The sequence below is a fragment of the Phyllobacterium sp. RCAM01083 genome (assembly GCF_055685835.1).
Genome location: NZ_JBVFZN010000002.1, coordinates 148,440 through 168,460, shown reverse-complemented (window position 1 = coordinate 168,460; position 20,021 = coordinate 148,440). Strand labels below are relative to the sequence as shown.

Below are 20,021 nucleotides of genomic sequence, written 5' to 3'. Positions count from 1 at the left end.
TCTCCTATACAGGCCAGGCGGCGGTTTCACCGAAACCGTTTTCGATTGTCTCGACCTTGGGCGCGCCTTTTGAAATACCGGACACGCCGACAACATAGGCGCGCGTCACGAAAGCCTGGCCGCGGAAACCGAAAACGGCCGTATCGCCAGGGCGGGGTGAGCCGGGGGAAGTCGCGTCGATCATGGCGTAGTAATCAATGGCCGCAGGCGGCGGCACTTCAACACTGCGCAGCGCCGCGGCACTCACCGTCGGTTCGCGGGTGACAATCGCCTTCACGTCATAGTCCGGGAAGATCGGGTCGATGTAGAAACCGCCACCGAAGCAATAGGCCTTGCCTCCGGCAAGATGCGATACCTCGGTCACATACAGTACGGCCGGAAGTTCCGGCAAATCCTCCATGACGTGAAGCGCCGTGGTTCCGTGCAGACCATTGCCCGGTTCGCATTGGGTGGCCCCCGCTTCGGCCAATGCGGCCAGCAACACTGACGATGTCGTTCCCGGCGCATTCACCTCGACATTGGTCCGGCCGGCCTTCTGCAGGGCCTCGGCAGCCTTGGTGAGCGTTGCCAGATTGGGCGTAGGTTTCACCTTGCGCGCGGCATGATCGAACAGGAGTGCCGGGAATGTCGTGATACCGGCGAAGCGGCCGCCCTCCACATCGTCGAGACGGTCGGCAACACCGGCAATATCGTCCGCATCAAATCCGCCCTCATGCCCGCGATAGAAGGTGTCGCCTTCAGCCTTGATGCGGGCAAGCAGGTTCTGCGTGTAACCGGCAGCGCTCGCACCTTTGCCGGCCTCCGCCGCCTTTTCCGCGTTGAACACCGTCCAGTAGTCCGGGCGAAAACGGGCAGCTGCAGCGGCGGCTTCATGACGCGCCACCTGCTGCAAATGGCCGAGATGCCCGAGCTTGAGGCCGGCATTGTGCACGGCCCGGGCACAGGCCATATCGACGGCGACGGCAGCATCGATACCGCCGCGCTTGATGGCACGGCAGAATGAACTGGACCGGCCGACCTGCTTGGTCATGCCGAAGATTTTCAGGCCCTGTTTGTCCGCTTCCGACTTGAGCACACGCGCATTGGCTTCGACCCCATCGAGATCAAGCACATAGGCATTGGCCGGAATGCGGCCGGCCTGATGCAGCTGGATTGCACTTTCCACAAAGGCTGGGTTGCGGCGGCGTAGAATATCGAGAAACATGGAAAACTCCCTCAGCGCGACTTTTCGCGTAGCGAAACCGCCACGGCAGCAAGAATGATCAGACCACGGACGATCATCTGGTCAGAGACGGACAGGCCCATCAGGATCAGACCGTTGTTCAGCATGCCCATCATCAGCGAACCGACCAGCGCACCGATGATGGAGCCTTTGCCGCCGTTGAGCAGCGTTCCGCCGACGATGACCGCGGCAATGACTGTCATCAGATCGGTTTCACCCAGTGTGTATTTGGCGGCCTGCAGGCGGCCGGCATAGAGGAGGCCAGCCAGTGATGCCAGCACTCCGCTCATCATCAGGACCGTCAGGCGGATGCGTGGAACGCTGATACCGGATACGCTTGCGGCCCGGTTGTTGTCTCCCGTGGCAAGCACATGCGCCCCAAAGCGGGTATGGCGGTAGACGATGTGGCCGATGCATATGGCCCCCACCGTCCACCACACCAGCGAGGGAATGCCGAGCAGTGTTCCGGAGCCGAAGAAGCCGGTAAAGGCGCTGTTTGTCACCGGGATGGAGCGAAGATCGGTCAGCGACCGGGCGACACCGGCAAACAATCCCATGGTGGCAAGCGTCACGAGAAAGGACGGAAGCCTTACGTAAGCGACGAGAACGCCATTGACCAGACCGATCAGCAGACCCGCGCACAGGCCGGCGGCAATACCGGCCGTCATGCCGTAGCCGTTCATGGCAACTGCGCCCGCAAGCGCGGAGACAGCCACGATGGACCCGATCGAAAGATCGATTTCCCCGGCGGAAAGGACAAACACCAAGCCGATCGCCATGATGGTCACTGGCGCTGTCTGGAGCACAATATTCGACAGGTTGCGGACCGTCAGGAAGCCGCTGTCTCTCAGCACGATCGCAAAGAACAGAAAGATGGCGAGAAACCCAAGATAGACGACATATTGCTGTAGATTCGCCTTGCCCAGAAGGGACAGCGACCGTCCGGATGGTACCAGGCTTGGGTTGGTTTTTGACATGGTATCTTCCTCAAAGGAAAGTGAAACGGGAGCGGCCGATCCCTGCCGGGACGGCCGCCCGCACAGTCATTTCAATGCTTCGACGATGCTCTCGGGGGCGTCCTTGTTGAGCGAGGTCTTCCATCCCGCAAGGACGTTTTCTTTCGTCACAGCCAATGAGTCGACGACCAGAAAGGGTTCGGCTTTCTTCCCGATCAGCGACCCCGCCGCAGCGCGCGCGGCGGTGCGGCCAATATTGTAAGCCTCGTCGGCAATGAGCGCGGTGAAGCTGCCGCCCTTGACCATGTCAAGTGCTGCCGGTTCATTCAGGTCGAGGGCGACAATCCGGGTGCTGGTATTGCCGGCAGCCTTGAGCGCCGCCAGAACATTGAGCGCCGGTTCGGCCCAGGTGACATAGATACCGTCAAGGTCGGGGTGCTTGATCAAAAGCCCCTGGGCGATTTCCTCACTGCGCGCGGGATCGGCCATGCCGGCTTCGGCAACGATCGTCATATCGGGATATTTTGTCTCGATGGTTGTTTTGAATGCCCGATCCCGCTGATTGGTCACATAGAAATCGGCATCGTGATAGATGTAGCCGAGCTTCCCCTTCTTGCCGAGGGAGGCAGCCATGGCGTCGGCCGCCTTGCTGCCCATCTGGAACAGATCGTCGGAGACAATGGTCACATAGTCCTTGCCGTGCTCGTATCCCGCCGGCGAATTGTCGATGAAGGCAAGCTTGACCCCGGCCTTGCGCGCGGGATCATAGACCGCTGCTGCGGTGGTCGGATCGACGGGCAGTGACACGATGATCGTCGGCTTCTTCGCCAGGACCGTTTCCACGTCGGATTGTTGGCGGGCACTGTCAAAGCTGGCATTGGTCTCCGCTACGATCGTGATGCCGAGCGCGGCGAATTCTGCTTCCGCCCCGCGATTGACCGCATTGGTGTATTCGCTCATCTCGTGCCAGACCAGCGCGGCGGTATAGTTGCCGTCCTTGATCTTCTGGACCTCGTCAGCCGTGAGGGTCACGCTGGCGGCGGGCGTCGGCTCTTCGCCATGCGGTCCGACCGTTACCCCTTCAGCCGCGAAGGCCTGCGTTGCGAAGATGCTGACAGCAAGCGCTGCCGATAATGTGAGAAATCTGGACATGACTGCCCCCTTGATTGGTTTGTCGAACGTTGAACCGTACTGCTTCGCGCTATTTCACGGCGTCGAGGATGGATTGCGGTGCATCGCGGTTGAGCGATTCCTTCCAGCCTGAAGCGATGGTCTCTTTGGTTACGGTCAATGCCGGAGCGACGATAAAGGGTGGCGTTGCCTGATTGAGCAGGGATTTCAGGCCTGTCGCCGCCATTGTGCGGCCAAGCTCGTAGGCTTTGTCGGCAACCAGCGCCGTCACATTGCCGCCCTTGGCCATATCGAGACCCACGGGCTCGGCAAGATCGAGCGTGACGATCTTCGTCTTGGTATTTCCTGCAGCGCGCAAGGCAGCAAGCACGCCGTCGGCGGGCTCCGCCCAGGTCACATAGATGCCGTCAAGATCAGGGTTCTGCAGCAGCATCGCACTTGCCAGTTCCTCGGCGCGTGATGGATCCGAAATACCCTTTTGGGCAACGATCTTGATGTCCGGATAGTCTTTCTCGATTGTCGACTTGAACGCATTGTCGCGCTGGTTGGTGACATAATAGGTGGCATCGTGGAAAATCCAGCCAACCCTGCCTTTGCCGCCGATGGATTTCGCCAGGGCATCGGCCGCCTGCTTACCCATCTGGAAGAGGTCATCCGTGACAATGGCCGCATAATCGGAGCCTTGCTTGTAACCCGCCGGTACATTCGACAGGAAGACAAGCTTGGTATGATCGGCAATCGCCTGCTTGAAGGCCTCGGCCGAGGTCACCGGGTCGAGCGGCAGGGCCAGGACAACATCGGGCTTGGCGGCAAGCGCCGTTTCGATATCGCTGCGCTGACGCGCGGCATCAAAACCGGCATCTGTCGTGACAACGACTTTCACACCGGCGCGGGCAAACTCATCCTTTGCGCCAGCCGAAACGGCATTCACGAAATCCGACGATGTATGCCAGAGCAGGGCCGCCTTGTAGCCCTTGTCTTTCAGCGAGGCGAGATCGGCCTCAGACAGGGTAACGGCGGAGCTTGGCGTTGCCGCTTCTCCCGACGGCCCGACTGTCTGCGCAAATGACGCAGAAGCCGACAGCAAGAAACAGGTCAGAGCCGTTGCATTCAGAAATCTTTTCACAAGCATTGGAATGTTCCCTTTTTATTATTGTGGTGTCGTTGGTCATTCAATAACGCCGCAGTATTCGGCGATAAAGCGGGCAAACGCGACGATTCCGGCCAGGTATTCCTCCACGTCGACGCGTTCCTCATAGGTGTGGCAGTTGCGGATATCGCCCGGGGCGCAATACACCGCCGGCGTTCCCAGTTGATTGACGAAGAATGGTGACTCGGACCAGAAGGGCGCGCCCTCGATCACGCCGCGCCCCTGCATTGCATCGGCAACGGCCTTTGACAGCATTGCAACCTCCGGCGCATGCCGGTCGATCTCGGCGGCGGTGCCGCCCAGCGGATGGTCGCGGCCCGCCGGATAGGAGATGTCGATCCTGATATCCGGATCGGACACCGCGCCGCGAATGACGGCTTCCATCTCCGCTGCAGCCGTATCGAGGGATTCACCCGGTAAGAGCTTGCGGATCAGCGAAAGCGTGCACTCCTCTGGAACAGCAATAAAGCCGCCGCCCTTCAGCCCCGTAATCAACAGGAAGCCGCGGCCGATGAGGTCATGCTCCGCGCGCGCCGCTACCGCGTCCGAATGGTTCCACAGAGCCGACATGATGGCATGGCTCGCCTTCAGCGCATCCTTTCCAAGCTCCGGCACGCCGAAATAAGCCGACTTTCCGGTTACCGTGATGTCGGCGATGAAAAAGCCGATCTGTGCCGAATAGACCGACAGCTGGGTCGGCTCGACATAGACGGTAAAGTCCGGCTTCGGGATGGCGCCTGCCTCGATGCGCGCGACATAATCCTTGATGCCGGCCGAGACGCCCGTTCCCGGCTGCCCGCTCTCCTCATCCCCGACAAAGGCGAAGGCGACATCCCCGGCTAGCCGGATACCGGCCTTGTCCAGCAGCGAGAGTGCGGCAAGCGCGGTGCATATGCCCGCTTTCAGGTCTCCGGCACCCCTGCCCCAGATTTGGCCGTCGACGACGGGAGCGGCGAACGGGTCCGCATGGGCGGTCCCCACCCAATGTTCGGCCCAACCATCGACATGAACCGTATCCGTGTGGCCGATGAACAGGAGCCGCTTTCCACCGCCATTGCCCCGGCGCTCGCCCCAGATATTCGGGCGCCCCGGCAGAAAATCAGCGGTTTCAATGGCGGTGAGCGCACGGGCGCGCATCTGTTCGTTCAGATAGGCAACAAAATTTGCTTCATTTCCGGTGATGCTGTTGCGCCCGATTGCACCCCGCAGCAGTGCCACGGCGTCATCGGCATCGAGAACCTCGCGTAACCGCGAGGCGAGATTGCTTGCATCCTTCATCATACGACCTCCCGCAATGTGACCGTGCTGGCGGGCGGAAGCGAGATACGGCTATCGGGCGCATCGGCACCGAAGAGCGTATTGTGCAGGTGCCCCAACCCTATGGCGGCAGCGCCGATAATGGCGGCACGCGACCCAAGCACACTGGCCTCGACATCGATCGGATAGGGAAAACAGCGTGGCAGCAGGCCTTTTACCCGCGACAGCATCTCCGGCCGCAGGCCGATTGAACCGCCGAGGATGACTTTTTCCGGGTTGGCAATGGCGGCAATGGCGCCGATTCCGCGCGCGAGAAGGCGGGCAGTGTCATCGAGAACCCTGTTGGCATTGGCATCGCCAGCCGTTGCGGCCTCAAAAATAGCGGGTACACCCAATGATATCCCCGACAAGGCCCTGTAACGCTCGATGATGCTCATCGAGGCGACCGCGCGCTCGAAGGCGCCTGCGCTCAGGGATTCCGGATCGAACGGATCGGAACCGAAGGGCAGAAAGCCGAGTTCGCCCGCCGCATGAATATTGCCGCGCACCAGTTGCCCGCCCACCATGAGGCCGCCACCGATACCGGTTCCCAGTGCAATATAGGCAAGATTGTCAATGCCCTGGCCCTGGCCCAGCCAGTTCTCACCGATGACGGCAAGATTGACATCGTTCTCCAGCATGACGTCGACGCCGAACGCGCGTTCAAATGCCGTTGCTACATCCATGGTGTCGAAGCCGGCGATATTGGGCGCAAGCAGGATACGGCCGGTATCGCTGTCCGGCGCACCCGGCGCACCGACGACGGCAAGCCTGATCTTCTCGCGCGGGATAGCCTGACGAGCGGCCGCGTGAAAACACATGTTTGCGATCTGGTCGATAACCGCCTGCCCGCCCCTCGGATCCGTCGGTGCCGTATCCTCGGCGAAGACCTGGCAGGCCAGATCGACGATGGCCACACGCACCTTCGTGCCGCCCAGATCAACGGCGGCGATGTAGGCTGCGCTTGGAATGAGCTCATAGGTGACCGCGGTGCGCCCGACGTGACCGCTGGTACGTCCGGTTTCCTGAACCCAGCCTTCCGCTTCCAGCTGGCGGACAATCTCCGAAATGGTCTGTTTCGACAGCCCTGTCTGCTTGGAGATCGAGGCCCGCGAAATCGGACTACCCTGCACGATAGCTTCGATTACGGCCCGCTGGGAGAACTTACGGGACAGGCGCACAGCTTCGTTCAACACAGCCTCACATATTTAGTTCGTTCTATCACCGAACTAATAACGTCTCGTCAAACTTGTCAAGCGTGCAACGCCAAAAATCGAACTATTGCTGTGGGAGGATGAAGAATGTCGACCGGGTGCAATTCAGGGGCATGGAGCCGGCGACAAGGACTGTCTATGGCGCCGAGCCGGTTGCCGGGCGTTGCGGCGATATCCGGGCATAGGCGAGATCGGGTTCGACAGCCAAACCCGACGGGCCGTGCCAGTCAGTTTTAATCAACCGACGGCTCACTATCTCGTCTCAAGCAGAGACACGACGCACACTTTCGAGCGCGTCAGGAACCGCACTTCGCGGCCATTGTCGAGCGAGAACATGCCGCCGCGGCCCGGCACGACATCGATGATCAGTTCGGTATGTTTCCACACGCCATACTGGGAGGCGCTGATATAGACCGGTGCGCCGCCGATTTCACCCAGACAGACGTCCTGATCGCCGACGATGAAGTCCCCTTGGGCGTAGCACATCGGCGACGAGCCGTCGCAACAGCCGCCCGACTGGTGAAACATGATCGGCCCGTATTCCGCCTGCAGCGTCCGAATGAGATCGAGAGCAGCGATCGTGGCACTGACCTGATTTTGCATGATGCCTCCCCAATGGTGACACTGGCAGCGCCGCGCAGGCGCCGCCAGCTTTGCAACGTCAGAGTGCTCAGAAGAATCCGAGCTTCTTCGGGCTGTAGCTGACCAGCATGTTCTTGGTCTGCTGATAATGATCCAGCATCTTCAGGTGGTTTTCCCGGCCGATGCCCGACTGCTTGTATCCGCCGAATGCCGCATGCGCCGGATAAGCATGGTAGCAGTTGGTCCAGACACGCCCGGCCTGAATGGCCCGACCGAAGCGGTAGCAGGTGTTTGCATCCCGGCTCCATATGCCGGCACCAAGACCGTAAAGCGTATCGTTGGCAATCGACAGCGCTTCGTCATTGTCCTTGAAGGTGGTGACCGAAACGACCGGACCAAAGATTTCCTCCTGGAAAATACGCATCCGGTTATGGCCCTTGAACACCGTCGGCTTCACATAGAAACCGCCGGCGAGATCGCCGGCCAACGCGTTGCGCTCGCCGCCGGTCAGCACTTCAGCGCCTTCCTGCTTGCCGATATCGATGTAGGACAGGATTTTTTCCAGCTGCTCGCCGGACGCCTGGGCACCGATCATCGTGGCCGGATCAAGCGGGTCACCCTGGACGATTGCCTCAACACGCTTCAGCGCACGTTCCATGAACTTGTCGTAGATGGATTCATGAATGAGGGCGCGGCTTGGGCAGGTGCAGACCTCGCCCTGATTGAGGGCAAACATGACGAAGCCTTCAATCGCCTTGTCGAAGAAATCATCATCCTCCGACGTCACATCCTTGAAGAAGATGTTGGGTGACTTGCCGCCCAGTTCCAAGGTCACCGGAATGAGGTTCTGGCTGGCATACTGCATGATCAGGCGGCCGGTTGTCGTCTCGCCGGTAAAGGCAATCTTGGCAATGCGCGGACTGGATGCAAGCGGCTTGCCTGCCTCGAGGCCAAAGCCGTTGACGATGTTCAGAACGCCCGGCGGCAGGAGATCACCGATCAGTTCGGCCAGCACCAGAATGGAAGCCGGTGTCTGTTCCGCCGGTTTCAGCACCACGCAATTGCCGGCGGCGAGTGCCGGCGCGAGTTTCCAGATCGCCATCAGGAGCGGGAAATTCCACGGGATGATCTGGCCGACGACGCCCAGCGGCTCATGGAAGTGATAGGCGACGGTATCATGGTCAATCTCGGAAATGCTGCCCTCCTGCGCCCGGATCACGCCAGCGAAGTAACGCAGGTGATCAATCGCGAGTGGCAGGTCTGCGGCGGTCGTCTCGCGGATCGGCTTGCCGTTATCCCAGGTCTCGGCCTGCGCCAGCAGCGTCAGATTGTCCTCCATGACCTGCGCGATCTTGTTGAGGATGACGCTGCGTTCGGCAACGCTCGTGCGGCCCCACGCATCCTTGGCCGCATGGGCGGCATCGAGGGCTGCCTCGACATCGCTGGCGTCGGACCGGGCAATTTCGCACAGGACCTGGCCGTTCACCGGCGAGGTATTATCGAAATACCGTCCCGACTTCGGCTCGACAAACTTGCCGCCGATGAAATTGCCGTAGCGCTTCTTGAAATTGGGTCGAATGGTGCGGTTGAATTCTACCTTGTTCATGGTGTTCCTCCCTGTTGCAGGGCCCTCCGCGCCTTGAAAACTTCGGAAAGGCCATCTGCACGCTGATTGATACCGCCTCCTGCGGCCCAGAGAGGATCGCGCGCGGAGGTGCGGGTGTCATCCCGCATGGTCCATGCAGGCAAGCGCATTGTCTCACTTTTGAGACAATTGCCGGTGGCAATCAGCGAATACGCCGCAGCGTCAGTGAATACCGAGTTTCTTCAACTTGCGATGCAGGGTGGCACGCCCCATACCCATCATCGTGGCGGCAACCGAGATATTGCCGTCGGCTTTGGCAAGCACGCGCTGGATGACGCTGCGCTCGGCGGCAGCAAATTCCTGCTCCACATCCATGCTTTGCCCCAGGAGACTGGCCGCCGGCAGCGGCTTGCTCAAGGATTCATCGGTGAGACCCAGAACATGCCGGACAGTGCGGGAAGCCCCGATGACAAGGTCGTCTTCATCGACGGCAATCAGCGCGCTGGCACTGCGCTCATAGCTCACATCCGGCCCAAGCTTGGCGAGCATGATCCGCGCCTTGGGGAAGGCCAGACGAAAATTTTCCGCTTCCACGCGGCGCGCGGCATCAACGACAGCCATGGCGATCAGTTTGACGAAATCTTCCGTGAGGTCGTGACGCGCGGATGATACGTCAATGGCCGCCATCAGGCGCCCGCAATGATCGAAAATGGGCGCAACGGTGCAGGACAAGGCCGTATTGCGGCTGCGGAAATGCTGATCCCGATGAATTGTCAAAGCCCGCTGTTCGGCCAGGGCGGTTCCAATGCCGTTCGTACCTTCGCGTTCTTCGCTCCACACCGCTCCGGTCCACAGACCGATCTTGCAGAAGGTTGCATCGTCCGAAACGCTGCCGCGGCGGTCAACCGGCACGCCGTCCTTATCCGCCAGGAGCACGCAGCATCCGGCACCGCCAACGGCGGAATAGAGACGGTCCAGCGTCGCCTGCGCGGTGGTGATCAACGATCCCAGCCGTTCACGGGCGTCCGTCAGTTCCCGTTCGCTCAAAAAATCCGGCGGCGTCCCCTCTTCCGGATTGAGCCCGTAGAGACGCATGGAGCGCCCCCAGGAGGCAACGAGCGCAGATTGCGCAGCGGCACTTCCCAGAAGGGCGGACTGGATGTGTTCCGCATGCTGTCCATCGTACCGCGAAGCCATCGGTCTCCTCCCAAAGTCCAGGCGTCCTGCCCCTAGGGTAAGCTAGTTTGCTTTTCGGTCAAGGGTGCGCCATGGCTGGTGAAGCAGCACGCGGCCACACGGCCGCATGCTGCGTTGTTTTCACGCTAGGACAGGTGATGCACCGTCTGAAGACCATAGACCGGTGTCGGAATACCTTCCATGCGGGCCTTCAGCTGCAGCGACAGGTACTGTGAGTAATGGCGTGACTGGTGCAGATTTCCGCCATGGAACCACAGGGCCTGCTGCTGCGTCGGCTTCCACATATTGCGCTGTTCGCCTTCCCACGGTCCCGGATCCTTCGTGGTGTCCGAACCGAGCCCCCAGCACTTTCCGACCTTGTCGGCCACCTCGCGCGAGATCAGGTCCGCCGCCCAGCCGTTCATCGAGCCGTAACCGGTGGCGTAGACAATCAGATCGGCCGGGAGTTCCCGCCCATTGTCCAGCACGATACCGCCTTCATTCAGTTCGCGGATATTCACGCCGCTGATCAGCTTGATCTTGCCGTCGGCGATAAGGTCGCAAGCACCGACATCGATGTAATAGCCGGAACCGCGGCGCAGATATTTCATGAACAGTCCGGACTCATCGTCACCGAAGTCCAGCATGAAGCCAGCCTTTTCCAGCCGCTCGTAGAAGGCCGCATCCTTCTGACGGATCTTGTCGTAAACCGGCTTCTGGAACTCATGCATGATGCGATAGGGCAGCGAGGCAAAGATCAGATCGGCCTTGCGTGTGGTCATGCCGTTGGCGACGGCGCGCTCGGAATAGAGATCGCCCAGGCCAATTTCCATCAGGGAATCGGATTTGACGATGTGGGTCGAGGAGCGCTGCAGCATGGTGACATCAGCGCCCGCTTCCCACAGCGCTGCGCAGATATCGTGGGCGGAATTGTTGGACCCCACAACCACGACTTTCTTGCCCGCATAGGCTTCGGGGCCGGGGTGCTGGGACGAATGCTGCTGCTCGCCCTTGAATACGTCCATTCCCTTGAATTTCGGCCAGTTGGCTTTGCCGGACATGCCGGTTGCCAGGACAAGCTGTTTCGGCCGCAGCGTGATCTCCTTGCCGTCACGCTCGACGATGACGGTCCATTCATTGCGTGCTTCGTCGAACTGTGCCGACTTGCAAACCGTCGAGCTCCAGTAATTCAGCTCCATCACTTTCGTGTACATCTCGAGCCAGTCGCCGATCTTGTCCTTGGGAGCAAAAACCGGCCAGTTATCGGGGAACGGGATGTAGGGCAGATGGTCGTACCAGACCGGATCGTGCAGGCACAAAGACTTGTAGCGCTTGCGCCAGCTGTCCCCCGGCCGCTCGTTCTTTTCGATGATGATGGTTGGTACGCCAAGCTGCCGCAACCGGGCCCCAAGGGCGATCCCGCCCTGTCCGCCGCCAATGATGAGGCAATAGGGCTGGACGGAGTAGCCAAGCTCAGCCGCTTCCGTCTCGCGCTTTTCCTTCCAGCTCTTCCGTCCAGGTTCGCTGCCATGCTGCGCACCCATGGGCCGCAGAAAACCCTTTGGTTCCTCATGTCCCTTCAATTCGGACATGGTCGTCAGCAGCGACCATATGCGGCCGTTCCTGAGGCGGATGTGCCCGTATCCGCGCGCCGCGCCGGTATCAAATTCGATCCAGCCCTGGGTGACACCGTCATCCTCGGTGGCAACTTCGTTCAGATCCTGCCGCAGGTCATGCGGTTTGATGCGCGCCAGCTGTTCGGTCAGCATGGCACGGATCTGATCATGGCCTTCAAGGGTCTTCAGGTTCCATGTGAACGTGACAAGATCACGCCAGTAGCAGTCCTCCTGAAACAGGTTGACTGCCGCTTCAATATCGCCGTTCGCGAAAGCCTTTTCGAGCTTCCCGAGTACCGTTTCAATCTTCTGGTGGGGGCTGTCGTCAAGCATGAAATCTCCTCCATTCTGCCTGCCAATTGTATGAACTCTGTAAGATCGGATGCGGGCTCCTCCAGCCCGCACGACCTATGACGTCAGATCGATCAAGATCTTGAGATGCTTTCCCGCAGGATCAAGCAGGGTATCGAAACCCTCTGTCACCGCTTCATCCAGGGTGATCCGCTTGGTAACGACCTTATGTGCAGGCAAGAGACCAGAACTGATCAGTCTGATGACCCGCGGCCAATAATGCGTCGGGTAGGCCCATGACCCGCGGATATCGATATCCTTGAAGGTGACCTGGAACCAGTCGAGCGGATTTTCGTGCGGATGAAGGCCCGTTTGTACCACCACGCCCTGCTTGCGGACGGCATCGGTACAGGCTTTCAAAGCATGTTCGTTGCCCACGCATTCAATGGCAACGTCGCAACCGACACCGCCTTCGGTTCTCGACCGGACGATGTCGCCGACAAGCTCACGCTTCGGGTTGATGGTGATCAAATCCGGCAGGATGCCGACCGCCAGTTCCAGCCGCGTATCGTTGATATCGGAGAGGAACAATTGGGCGGCACCGGCAGCCCGGGCCGCAAGCAGCGTCAACACGCCAATCGGCCCCGCCCCGGTCACAAGAACACTGCTTCCGGCTGTCACCTCGCCGCGATCACAGGCATAGACCGCCACGGCGGCGGGTTCGACCAGCGCCGCTTCCTCGTCGGTCATTTCATCCGGGATGCGCTGCACGTTGTATTCATTCAGCAGCGCATATTCCGCCATGCCGCCGGACTGCCAGCTCAACCCGGCCAAGGCCAGATCCGTGCTCAGGTGAAAAAGACCGCGATCGGCAAAATAATCGCCGGAGCGCGGCATGATCAAAGGTTGGACGGAAACGCGATCGCCCGGTTTAACCGACGCCACCCCCGCGCCGACCGCTTCAACAACACCGCCGAATTCATGCCCCAAAATCTGCGGCCCACTGGCCCTGGTGAACGGATGCGGTTCTACCGGAATAAAGATGGGCCCGGACACATATTCGTGCAGGTCCGTTCCGCAAATGCCGACAAACCGGTTGCGGATCAATACCTGCCCGGCCTGCGGCGCCGACGAAGGCGCGTCGATATTTTCAAGACGAAGGTCTTTTGCCGCATGGAAACGCAGTGCTTTCATTCATTCCTCCCGGCCCCGTTTCGCGACAAGGCCTGTCTGTTGTTCGCATCAAGCTTCCAGCAGTGCGATCAACGCACGCAGCTGGTGTGCGAAAGCACTGCAAGGAACGTGCCAGCAGCCGGAGTTTCCTCTATCTGACTGACTTTCAAATGTTTTTGTGACGAAGGACGAATTGGCGACAGCGCGGCTGTTGCAATTCGCCACAGCTGTGGCGCGACGCCCTGCAACGGTTGCAACACCTGGGCAGGCCTGACATCAATGCGCTGCCTTTTGGCGGACGCGGCGCAGCTGCCTGTGTACGGTTGAACGGTCGACACCAAGCAGGCGCGCCGCAGCGGAAATGTTTCCGTCCGTTGCCGCCAGAGCTTCCGTCAACCGGGAGTGTTCATCATGCTGTTCTTGGCCTGCGCTGACCGGATGATTTTGGGCCTGTCGCTGGACGTGCTCGGGAAGATCCGTCAGGTCTACACACCCGTTTTCACAGAGCGCCGCCGCAACATCAAGAACATTGAAAAGTTCGCGAATATTGCCGGGCCAATTGTGCCGCCGCAACGCCAACTGCGCTTCGGCGGAAACGACCGGAGCCGAACCCGTATCCGCCGTGCATTTCTTCAGGATTTCCGCGAGCAGCCAATCAAAATCGCTGCGGTTCCGCAGCGCTGGCAGTGACAGGGTGGCAGCGTTCAGGCGATAGAACAGGTCCTGGCGGAACGTGCCGTTGCGCACGAGTTCGGCAAGGTCGCGGTGGGATGCGGAGAGAATGCGTACATTGACCGGTTTGGCCCGCGATGCGCCGAGAGGCAAAACCTCGCCTTCGGCCAGCACCCGCAGAAGCCGGCTTTGCAGCGCCAAAGGCATGTCACCGATTTCATCGAGAAACAAAGTGCCGCCATCGGCTTCCTCGACAAGCCCCTTGCGCCCCTTCGCCAAGGCTCCTGTGAAGGCACCCGGCGCATAACCGAACAGCTCGCTCTCGATAAGCTGCTCCGGCATGGCGGCACAATTGACGGCAATAAAGCGTCCGCTGGCACCACTGCTGTCATGGATCGCGCGCGCCAGATATTCCTTGCCTGTACCGGTTTCGCCCTGGATCAAAATCGGCAATGACTTGCCGGCAAGCTTTGCCGCCTTTGTCTGCAGCCCAGCCAGATGCGGATCGCCGCCGCTCAACCGGCGCAGCGAGGCGGGGATGCGCTCCTGAACAATCGGTGCACCGCGCGATGGGTAGTGCGGTTCTATCGCATGCGCAAACAGAACATTGCCGTCCCGCGCGAACACCAGCCGGTCTTCGGACGGCCTGGTGCGGGTAAGATTGCCGAGATCGTCGACATCCATATCGAAAAACCGCGATATGGACTGCCCGATCAGATTCGCCGGCTGCCGCCAATCCAGCCCGGACGCGCGTGCCATGATCTTTGCGCCGTCGTGGGTCATGCCGATAATTCGCCCCGCACCGTCGATCGAGATCGCCGCTTCCGGATCGACGTCGAGAAATTCAGGAGAGCGCGAAAAACGCAACACCCACTCATTGCGCGTCTGGGCCATGAGATTGGCAAGCTCGATCCGCCGCGCCGTAGCCGTTACCAGGTGCAGCGCCAAGTTCTGGCTCGTCTTGATTTGCGGCGAACGCAGCAGCGAAATATCAAGCACGGCCGAAAGCTGCCCTTGCGCGTCATAGATGGGTGCGGCGGTGCAGGTCAGCGGTGTATGGGTGTTGTCAAAATGATCGGTCTGATGAATCGTCAACGGCTCGCCTGTCTCCAGGCAGGAGCCAACGGCACAGGTGCCTGCCCGTGCCTCCGACCATTCCGAACCGAGATAGAGACCCGCCTTGCGCAGATTGTTGTCGAACAGCGGATCGCCGAGGAATTCAACGGTGATCCCGTCGCGATCGGAAAGAAGCAGCACGTAGTTCTGACCGGCAACATGACGAAACAGGTTTTCGAGTCCCGACCGCGCGATTGAAATCAACTGCTCCGATTGCTGCCGATGCTCGCGCAACTGGGTTTCGGGAACGATGTAGGCCTCGCATGCCTGTGCCGGGTCCAGCCTGTGCTGCTTGATGCAGCGCAACCAGGATTCAACCACGGTTTCATCACGGTTGGTCGAGCCTCCCAGACTCACCGTCTCGATTTCGCGAATATGGTCCGAATGCAGCGACATGAGATTTTGCCATGCGCCTCCCAGCGCACCGCTCTCCCTTCTTCAGCCAGACCAGTCTGCACGAGTTGGACCAATTGTAAATGCGCGGGGACTTCACAACTCCATGCAACTATAAGTCACAGTGCTGCGCCGCGGCCGGTATACCCCCGACCTATCCCGCACGCCGGTCCGCCAAAATGCCCGCAAGGAAATTCTGAACATGGCCGAGCACCTGCATGCGGTCGTGCGAAATACCGGGAACAAGATCGAATTTCACAGAGACACCAGCACCTTCAAAGGAGCGCCGAAGGGCCGACAGCCGTTCCGGCCGCGTGCGCCCCGCATCGTTTGCCCCCGGCATCCAGTTTGTACTGCCCTCCGGAATGGTAATTTCCCATGTTTCCAGATCGGCATCGCCGACGACCATATGCATGGGGATACGGGCCAGTTTCTCCCGATCGAAGGTGATGCCAAATCGTTCCTGCAGATTGCGGATACCCACCCACCAGTCCTTGTCCGGATCAAGCAGGGTCACGGAACCGGGCGCGCCGATTGAGGCGGCCCAAAGTTTTTGCGGATGCAATATGGCAAAGCGGTGGGTGAAGTGCCCGCCGCCGGAGAACCCGAACATGGCGAACATATCCCAATTCTGCTGGTATTTTGCGGCGACCTCCGCAACCATGTCCAGAAGAAGCAGATCGTAGCGGATATCGCCCTCGATCATGAACTTGTAACCGCTGCGCGCGTCATCGCCCCGGACGCCGACGGGGAAAACGGGGCAAAGAATGGCGCAGTCGTTCCACCGGCCGAATTCGGCAAAGCCATCGCGGAAATCGAGAAACGATGTGCGTCCCGTACCGTGCACGGCCACCAGAAGATCGACCTTCCCGCCCTTGCCGACGATGGGAGGCACGTAGAGGCAATAATGAAACCGGGGATCGGATTTGCAGGCAAAAATGGCCGTGCGGCCAAGATCATAGATCGCTTGCGCCCGGCTTTCGGATGATGGTGACATGCTATTCCTCGCTACAATGATTCAAGACCGGCCACCGGCTGATTTCCTGCCAACCTCGTCAAAACGCCATCCCAGTTCGACGCCACCATTGTCGGTGCTGAACAGAGCGGGAATGGCCTGGAGCAGTTTGCGGGTATAGTCCTGTTGCGGATGATCGAAGATCGCATCACGACTGCCCTCTTCGACGATGACGCCATTGTTCATGACGATGACCCGGTCGGCGATCTGCTCGACCACAGCCAGATCATGGCTGATGAACAGGCACGAGAAGCCGTGCTTTCGCTGCAACTCGGCGAACAGCTTGAGCACCTGCGCGCGGACGGTCACATCCAGTGCCGAAACCGGCTCGTCGGCGATGACGAATTGCGGCCGCCTGACAACGGCGCGGGCAATGGCCACGCGTTGCCGCTGGCCGCCGGACAGCTGGTGCGGGAAACGCGCAGCAAACGCCGAAGACAGGCCCACTTCGTCAAGAACTTCCGCGACACGCGCGCTCTTTTCTTTGCTCGTCAGTTCCGTCGAATGGCGAAGTGCCTCCCCGATCAGGCTGCCAATCGTCATGCGCGGATCAAGCGACGAGTAAGGGTCCTGAAACACCATCTGACAATTGAGCCGATACTCCGTGTAATCGGCCGCCGATGTCTGGACCAACTTGCCGTTGAAAAGGATTTTGCCATCCGTCGGTTCGATCAATCCGGCGATGGTGCGCCCCAAAGTGGTCTTGCCCGATCCCGATCCGCCGACCACCGCCACAACCTCTCCGGGCATGACGCTCAGGCTGACACCGTTCAGGGCACGCTTGGGCTGCCCCTTGCGCAACAGGCTGCGGCGCGCGGCAAAGTCGACGATGAGGCGATCGACAGTGATCCGCGCCACCGGCGAGACCTCCACAGCCCTTGCAGGCATGCGGTGCGGCAGGGCGGAAAGCAGTTTGCGCGTATAGGGATGCTTCGGCGCACGCAGCAGATCCCGGGTATCCCCCTGCTCGACGATTTCGCCTTGCGACATGACCACGACACGGTCCGAATATTTTGCCACCATCGCCAGATCGTGGCTGATCATGAGAACCGCCGTGTTGTTCTCGCGCGTGAGATCAACCATCAGTTCGAGCACATCGCGCTGGACGACGGCATCCAATGCCGTGGTCGGCTCGTCGGCAATCAGCAAAGCCGGTTTGAGCAGCATCACGGCGGCCAGCATGATGCGCTGGCGCATGCCGCCGGAAAAATGATGCGGCATGGCTGCAAGTGCCGTCTGCGGATCATTCAAGCCAACGCGGGCCAGCATGTCGACAATCAGCCTATGACGCTGCCGTCCCGTCAGCCGCCGGTGCAGCCGCAGTCCCTCTTCCAGCTGGCGGCCGATCGTCATCGATGGATTGAGCGATGTCATCGGCTCCTGGAAAACCATGCCGATCCGGGCGCCACGCAACGCCTGCAACGCGCGCTTGTGCATGCTGCCGATTTCCCGTCCTTCGAAACATATCGTTCCGGCGGTACGCTGCACCGCTGGCGGATTGAGGGCAATGACGGCGCGGGCTGCCATCGACTTTCCGGAACCGGACTCGCCGACAATTCCGACGATTTCACCCGCTTTGACATTGAAGCTGATGGTCTTGAGTATCTGAATTCCCGTTCGTGCCACCTCAAGGGAAAGGCCGCGCACATCGAGCAGTGGTGTGTTCTCCTGCATCGTCAGCCCCTCATCCTTGGATCGAGTTTGTCACGCAGGGCGTCACCAAGCAGATTGATCCCGAGCAAGGTTAGCGAGATGCAGAGACCTGGAAATATGGCCAGCCACACCGCCTGGGATATGAAGGGGCGCCCGCTCGCAAGCATGTTGCCCCAGGTCGGCGCGGGCGGCGGCACGCCGAGGCCGAGGAAGCTGAGCGCGCTTTCGGCAAGCAGCACCCAGCCGAACATCGACGTGGCGAGGACCGTAAGCGGTGCGACACAGTTGGGCAGGATGTGGCGCCCCATCGTATAGGCGTTCGCGTTGCCCATGACACGCGAGGCTTCGATGAACTCCCGCTCGCGCAGCGACAGGACGTTGCCGCGGGCAATCCGCACGACAGTCGGGGTATAGGCGAGGCCAAGCGCCAGAATGATGCCATACTTGTTCGCCCCGACAATCGCGAGCAGCCCGAGCGCCAAGAGGATGCCCGGGAAGGCGAGCAGCGCGTCATTGAAGGTCATGACGATGCGATCGACCCAGCCGCGGAAATAGCCCGTCAGTATCCCGATCAGGGTGCCGGCGGTTACGGCGAGCGCCACCGTGAGCAGGCTTATCCAGAAACTGGTCGCAGCACCGGCCAGCAACCGGCTGAGCACATCGCGGCCGAACTCGTCCGTCCCCAGCCAGTGGGCGGCGCTTGGCCCGGCAAGTTTGAGCTTGAAGTTGAGGCCGAGCGGATCATAGGGCGTCCATACCGCCCCCATGAATGCCCCGGCCAGCAATGTTCCAATCAGTGCGCTTCCAAGGAGCGCATTGGGAGCGAGATTTCTCATTCGGCAGTCACCCTCGGATCAAATAGGGGATAGAGCAGATCGACAATGAGGTTCACCAGCACGTACACCGTTGCAATGAGCACAAGGCAGCCCTGGATCACCGGATAGTCCCTGGCGAAAATGGCATCGACAAGCAAACGTCCGAGACCGGGTATGGTGAACACCGTTTCAACCACCGCAATACCGCCGAGCAGATTGCCGAGGACGATGCCGATCAGGGTCCAGGTTGGGCCAAAGGCATTCTTGAACGCGTGCCGCCAGAGGACCGCGGATTCCGACAGGCCCTTGGCCCGGGCGTGGGTGATGTAATCCAGCTGCATGACTTCCAGCGTCGAGGCGCGCGCCATGCGCAGGATCACGCCGATCTCGTGCAGGAAGAGCGTCACCACCGGCAGGATGATATAGAGCAATCCCTGCGGAAGGTTCTGGGACATCGAGACATAACCCAGCACCGGAAGCCAGCCCAGCTTCAGCCCGAAGAACAACAGCAGGAGCAGCCCCATCCAGAACGCCGGGATGGAAAGCAGGATGGTTGCGCCGCCGACCAGCGCTACGTCCGTCATGCTGTTTTGCCGCCAGGCCGCAATCATTCCTGCAGGCACGGCAACGATGCTCGCCAGGAAAACTGCGATCAGGACGATTTCCGCACTGATGCGCAAGCGCGCCAGTATCAGTGGCAGAACCTCCTGCTGGTTGGTGATCGACCGGCCAAAGTCGCCGTGCATTATATTGCCGAGCCAGATTGCGAACTGGGCCGGAATGCTTTGGTCGAGCCCGAGCCTGGCGCGCAGGTCCGCAAGGCTCGCCGGATCAGCCAGGTCACCCAGCATCAGCGATGCCGGATCACCGGGAATGAGGCGGATGAGAAAGAACACGGACACCGCCACGATGAACAATGTCGGGATCGCAGTGCCAACGCGGGTAATGGCGAACTTCAGCATGCT

At 60.3% G+C, this 20,021-nt stretch carries 16 protein-coding genes; all 16 read right to left on the bottom strand.

Going from position 1 to position 20,021, the window contains the following annotated elements; genetic code table 11:
- Positions 1-4 precede the first annotated feature (4 nt).
- The 16 genes from ACZ25R_RS00750 to ACZ25R_RS00675 all read right to left on the bottom strand — a co-directional run bounded on the left by ACZ25R_RS00750 (position 5) and on the right by ACZ25R_RS00675 (position 20,018).
- Entirely contained in the window at positions 5-1,204 is a 1,200-nt protein-coding gene (locus ACZ25R_RS00750) for an alanine racemase (protein ID WP_472459685.1), read from the bottom strand.
- Between the two features lie 11 nt (positions 1,205-1,215).
- On the bottom strand, positions 1,216-2,199 hold the full coding sequence (locus tag ACZ25R_RS00745) for an ABC transporter permease (RefSeq protein WP_346306434.1): 984 nt from the start codon (positions 2,197-2,199) through the stop codon (positions 1,216-1,218).
- Between the two features lie 66 nt (positions 2,200-2,265).
- A complete protein-coding gene (locus ACZ25R_RS00740) occupies positions 2,266-3,330 on the bottom strand; it encodes a substrate-binding domain-containing protein (protein WP_472459684.1) in 1,065 nt (354 codons plus the stop codon).
- 49 nt (positions 3,331-3,379) lie between these two features.
- Positions 3,380-4,441, bottom strand: coding sequence for a substrate-binding domain-containing protein (locus tag ACZ25R_RS00735; RefSeq protein WP_472459683.1), 1,062 nt, complete (start codon positions 4,439-4,441; stop codon positions 3,380-3,382).
- A 36-nt stretch (positions 4,442-4,477) separates the two neighbouring features.
- Positions 4,478-5,740, bottom strand: a complete 1,263-nt coding sequence (locus ACZ25R_RS00730) for a M20 family metallopeptidase (RefSeq protein ID WP_472459682.1) — start codon at positions 5,738-5,740, stop codon at positions 4,478-4,480.
- The gene (locus tag ACZ25R_RS00725) at positions 5,737-6,951 is read right to left on the bottom strand and encodes an ROK family transcriptional regulator (RefSeq protein ID WP_472459681.1); all 1,215 of its coding nucleotides are present in this window, start codon (positions 6,949-6,951) and stop codon (positions 5,737-5,739) included. The genes ACZ25R_RS00730 and ACZ25R_RS00725 overlap by 4 nt, the downstream gene beginning before the upstream one ends.
- A gap of 270 nt (positions 6,952-7,221) precedes the next feature.
- Positions 7,222-7,572, bottom strand: a complete 351-nt coding sequence (locus ACZ25R_RS00720) for a DUF779 domain-containing protein (RefSeq protein WP_472459680.1) — start codon at positions 7,570-7,572, stop codon at positions 7,222-7,224.
- Positions 7,573-7,639: 67 nt separating this feature from the next.
- Positions 7,640-9,157 carry an aldehyde dehydrogenase gene (adh, locus tag ACZ25R_RS00715; RefSeq protein WP_472459679.1) on the bottom strand — a complete coding sequence of 506 codons (1,518 nt, stop codon included), beginning with the start codon at positions 9,155-9,157 and terminating at the stop codon, positions 7,640-7,642.
- Between the two features lie 201 nt (positions 9,158-9,358).
- The gene (locus tag ACZ25R_RS00710; RefSeq protein ID WP_346306427.1) at positions 9,359-10,333 is read right to left on the bottom strand and encodes a GAF domain-containing protein; all 975 of its coding nucleotides are present in this window, start codon (positions 10,331-10,333) and stop codon (positions 9,359-9,361) included.
- A gap of 125 nt (positions 10,334-10,458) precedes the next feature.
- Entirely contained in the window at positions 10,459-12,261 is a 1,803-nt protein-coding gene (locus ACZ25R_RS00705) for an NAD(P)/FAD-dependent oxidoreductase (RefSeq protein WP_472459678.1), read from the bottom strand.
- A 75-nt stretch (positions 12,262-12,336) separates the two neighbouring features.
- A complete protein-coding gene (locus ACZ25R_RS00700; RefSeq protein ID WP_472459677.1) occupies positions 12,337-13,413 on the bottom strand; it encodes a 2,3-butanediol dehydrogenase in 1,077 nt (358 codons plus the stop codon).
- 255 nt (positions 13,414-13,668) lie between these two features.
- On the bottom strand, positions 13,669-15,576 hold the full coding sequence (locus ACZ25R_RS00695) for a sigma-54-dependent Fis family transcriptional regulator (RefSeq protein ID WP_472459676.1): 1,908 nt from the start codon (positions 15,574-15,576) through the stop codon (positions 13,669-13,671).
- Between the two features lie 151 nt (positions 15,577-15,727).
- Positions 15,728-16,570, bottom strand: a complete 843-nt coding sequence (locus tag ACZ25R_RS00690) for an alpha/beta hydrolase family protein (RefSeq protein WP_472459675.1) — start codon at positions 16,568-16,570, stop codon at positions 15,728-15,730.
- A gap of 21 nt (positions 16,571-16,591) precedes the next feature.
- Positions 16,592-18,262 (bottom strand): dipeptide ABC transporter ATP-binding protein, encoded by a 1,671-nt coding sequence (locus ACZ25R_RS00685; protein ID WP_472459674.1) that lies wholly within the window; start codon positions 18,260-18,262, stop codon positions 16,592-16,594.
- Positions 18,263-18,264: 2 nt separating this feature from the next.
- Positions 18,265-19,077 (bottom strand): ABC transporter permease, encoded by an 813-nt coding sequence (locus tag ACZ25R_RS00680; protein WP_472459673.1) that lies wholly within the window; start codon positions 19,075-19,077, stop codon positions 18,265-18,267.
- Positions 19,074-20,018, bottom strand: coding sequence for an ABC transporter permease (locus ACZ25R_RS00675; protein ID WP_472459672.1), 945 nt, complete (start codon positions 20,016-20,018; stop codon positions 19,074-19,076). The genes ACZ25R_RS00680 and ACZ25R_RS00675 overlap by 4 nt, the downstream gene beginning before the upstream one ends.
- Positions 20,019-20,021 lie beyond the last annotated feature (3 nt).